We start from the raw sequence: 3,302 nt of genomic DNA on the forward strand, positions 1-3,302 counted from the left end.
TCACCCCCCGCCCCTGGCAGCCGCTAGCGCGCGGCTTGATACGGGTTGACCGCGTGGGTCTCTGCCGCGCCCCCCGCCGGTCGGGCGCCCCCCCGCGGTCACGCCCCCCGGGGGGGGGCGCCCCGCGTGCTCCGCCCGCTCCGACACGACGGCGCCGGTCCCCCCAGGTCGCGGGAACCGGCGCCGTCCTGCTCCGGCGGCTACGGGGAGACGCAGCCGATCGAGCCGACCGGGAAGTTGTTGCCGGTCGATGTCGCCGTGAATCCGAAGGTGACACTGCCCTCCGGGGCTATGGTCCGGTTGTAGTCGAGGTTCTTGACCGTGACGGTGCCGTCCGACCCGGTGCTCAGTACACCGTTCCAGACGCTGCTGACCTTGGCGCCCGTACCGGGAGTCCACTTGACGGCCCAGCCCTGACGTGGCGTGGTTCCGTGGTTCATGACCTGCACGGAACCCTGGAAACCGCCGCTCCAGGAGTTGGTCACCGTGTAGACGGCCATGCACCCGGTGTGCGGGTCGGTGGGGTCGGTGGGCGTGGGTGTCGGGTCGGTCGGTGTGGGCGTCGGGTCGGTGGGTGTCGGGTCGGGGGTCGGCGTGCTGCCCGAGCCCCGCATGCCGGTCACTTCGCCGTTGCCGCCGTCGAAGACGATGTCGGAGCAGGAGAAGAAGTTCTCCTGGCTGTCCGAGCGGACCCACTGGATGAACATCACCGCGTCACCGGAGCGGCCCGAGGGCAGGTTGAGGTCCCAGTAGTAGTGGCCGCCGTCCGTGCCCGGCGAGCCCGTCTGCGACGGGTTCGTGACGGTCTGGATCAGGTCGAGGTCGTCCCAGCCCAGTTCGGTGCTGGGGGAGTAGCCCGGCTTGGACACGTACACCCGGAACGAACCGGGGTGCGCCGCCCAGTTGCTGTGCTTGACCTGGATCTTCTTGCCGGACGTCAGGTGTGTCCGGGGCCAGTCGGAGCGGGCGGCGTTGTACCCGGTGAAGTTGTACGGCGACTTGTCACCGGCGCTGCACAGCTTCCCGTCCGGGACGTAACCCTGCCCCCGCCCGCCCGCGTTGGAGTCGAGCACGGCGAACCAGTTGTACAGGGCGGAGGCGCCGCTCTCGTTGAGCGCGGCCCTGCACGCCGGGTTGGTCGGGTCCAGGGCGCCGGTGCTGGTCTTGGCGTCCAGCCAGCAGAGGTACGTACGCGATCCCGGCGTCATCGTGACGCCGTGGGCCTGTGCGTTGCCCTGGCCCAGTAAGGCCAGGGCGATTCCGCCGAGCAGTGTCGCGAGCACCGCCGCCAGGGAAACGAGTTTCTTCTTGCCTCGAGCCATGGTGTCTCCTGTGCCTGTGTGGGGATCGTCTTCCGGTCGGACCCGTCTCCCGCGGCCACGGCCCATGGCCCCGCCGGGAGGCCCGCCTGGCGGGGAGGAGTGCGGGTACGAGGGTCCGGGGCGCTTGCGAAGGTCGTGGCGGTCGTGCGGCTGCGGTCGTCGGGCTCGTCGAGGGCGGTCCGGTCGGGGGCTCTCCCGGAGGGAGGACCGGGTGCGGCGGTCGAGCGGTGGGTCGCTCGTCCAACTGATCTTGGGAGCGCTCCCACGTGCTGGTCCGTAAGGGACTGTAGGAGCGTCACCGTGTCCCTGACAACCCATCGGACGGAACGCGTCGAACGGATTGCGAAGGGGCAGGTCAAGCCGGTCCGGCCGTTGCAGGGGAGCGCTCCCCGCGCTCGTCCGGCCGACGTCGTCGGGCAGGTGGACCGCGGCTCTCGTCGGCCCCGTCCTGGCGCGGGAGCGCTCCCCCCCAAGGCCCTGCCCGGTCCGCGTCGAGGTCCCGGCGGCTCGGGGACGTACGCCGGACACCACCGCGCACGACCGGTCCGGCCGGCGAACCGGAGCGGTCGGCGAACCGGAGCGGGCCGGCTGCTCCGATGCCCGGTGACGCTCCGGATGACCGGGGGCAGGCGCGCCTTCATCATGGGATGTGCGGTGGCCCGCCGGCCCGAGGCGGGCCCGATCGAGAGGACGGGCACACCCATGGCCAAGGACAAGAAGTTGAAGAAGGGCGACGACGTCACCTGGAACAGCCACGGGCAGACGGTCCCGGGCACGGTGCGCAAGAAGATCACCGAGCGGACCGAGGCGGCCGGCCGCACGGTGGACGCGTCGAAGGACGAACCGCAGTACGAGGTCGAGAGCGACAAGTCCGGGGCCCACGCCGTCCACAAGCCCGAGTCGCTGGACAAGGAGGGCGGCACGTCGTGACGGGTGGCAGTGACGCCGACCGCGAGGAGAGCGTGCGGCTCTTCGGTGAGGCGGTGAACATGACCGCCGGCGAGATGGAGAAGTGGCTCGACACGGAGGAGTCGCGTGGTGCCGGGCAGTCCGACGGCTCGGGCGAGAGCGTCGGGCACGCGTCCGGCCGCCGGATCGTCGGACTTCTGCGGACCAGGGAGGCCGACCTGACCGACGACGACATCGCGCACATGCGCAAGGTCGTCGGTTATGTGCACCGGCACGGGAAGCAGCGGCCGGACGGGGACGTCACGGACACGCGGTGGCGGTACTCCCTCATGAACTGGGGGCACGACCCGACGAAGTGACGGGGGGCCGGGTGAGTCCCGACGGGGTGGACCCGAAGAGAGGCCGCCCCCGGGCCGGGCGGGAACGGGCGGGATCCTGCACGGCGAAGGGCTCTCGCGCTCCGGCCGTGCGCCGGGGGCTCCGGCGGACCGTGCGGAGGTGCGGGACGCGCTCGGCCGGCGGTGCGGATCCGGGGATCGGTCGGTCGGCCGGACGAGCCGGGGCCCGTACGGAGCCGGGCTTGTTCAGCCCACCGTGCCGTCCACGTACTCGTTCAGGGCACGGCCCGGTCGCAGTGCGGGCCGGGCTCCCTCGAGGTGGAAATCGCCGAAGCCCATGATCGAGACGGTCTCACCGTTCCTGAGCCCCTCGGCGATCGTCCCGGGCCGGTCGACGGTGCCGAACAGTGCGTCCAGGACCTGCTCGACATGCTGTGCGGACACCTGCGCGGCGTCCCCGCCCGTCTTGCGGGCCGTTGCCTCGATGAGCGCGTTCCTGTCCATGACGACGTCTTCCTTCCCGGCTGCCGATGTGCTGCCCGGTGCGGGACCGGGCACGTGAACCCACGCACTCGCACCCAAGCACCCCGGCCCGGCCGCACGCCGCTGCGGGGCAGTGTGGCGCCCATGTTCACCGGTTCGCCGGAGGGTCGGCCGGTGCCGGGGGAACGTGGCCGGGTGGCGCCGGGCGTGCCCGGGCGCACGGGCCGGCCAGGAATGGCGCTCGGCCGGT

4 protein-coding genes are annotated in these 3,302 nt (G+C 72.0%); 2 read left to right on the forward strand and 2 right to left on the reverse strand.

Going from position 1 to position 3,302, the window contains the following annotated elements; genetic code table 11:
* Positions 1–200: 200 nt before the first annotated feature.
* Positions 201–1,322, reverse strand: a complete 1,122-nt coding sequence (locus ABZ371_RS30650) for a lytic polysaccharide monooxygenase (protein WP_358685773.1) — start codon at positions 1,320–1,322, stop codon at positions 201–203.
* A gap of 702 nt (positions 1,323–2,024) precedes the next feature.
* Between ABZ371_RS30650 and ABZ371_RS30655 the strand changes: the two genes are divergently transcribed.
* Positions 2,025–2,252, forward strand: a complete 228-nt coding sequence (locus tag ABZ371_RS30655; RefSeq protein WP_358685781.1) for a DUF2945 domain-containing protein — start codon at positions 2,025–2,027, stop codon at positions 2,250–2,252.
* Entirely contained in the window at positions 2,249–2,590 is a 342-nt protein-coding gene (locus ABZ371_RS30660; RefSeq protein ID WP_358685776.1) for a DUF3140 domain-containing protein, read from the forward strand. Before ABZ371_RS30655 ends, ABZ371_RS30660 begins: the two co-directional genes overlap by 4 nt.
* Before the next feature lie 225 nt (positions 2,591–2,815).
* Here ABZ371_RS30660 and ABZ371_RS30665 read toward each other — a convergent pair whose 3' ends face one another.
* Positions 2,816–3,073, reverse strand: coding sequence for a DNA-binding protein (locus ABZ371_RS30665; protein ID WP_358685778.1), 258 nt, complete (start codon positions 3,071–3,073; stop codon positions 2,816–2,818).
* Positions 3,074–3,302 lie beyond the last annotated feature (229 nt).

The sequence above is a fragment of the Streptomyces sp. NPDC005899 genome, assembly GCF_040629645.1.
Taxonomy (GTDB): domain Bacteria; phylum Actinomycetota; class Actinomycetes; order Streptomycetales; family Streptomycetaceae; genus Streptomyces.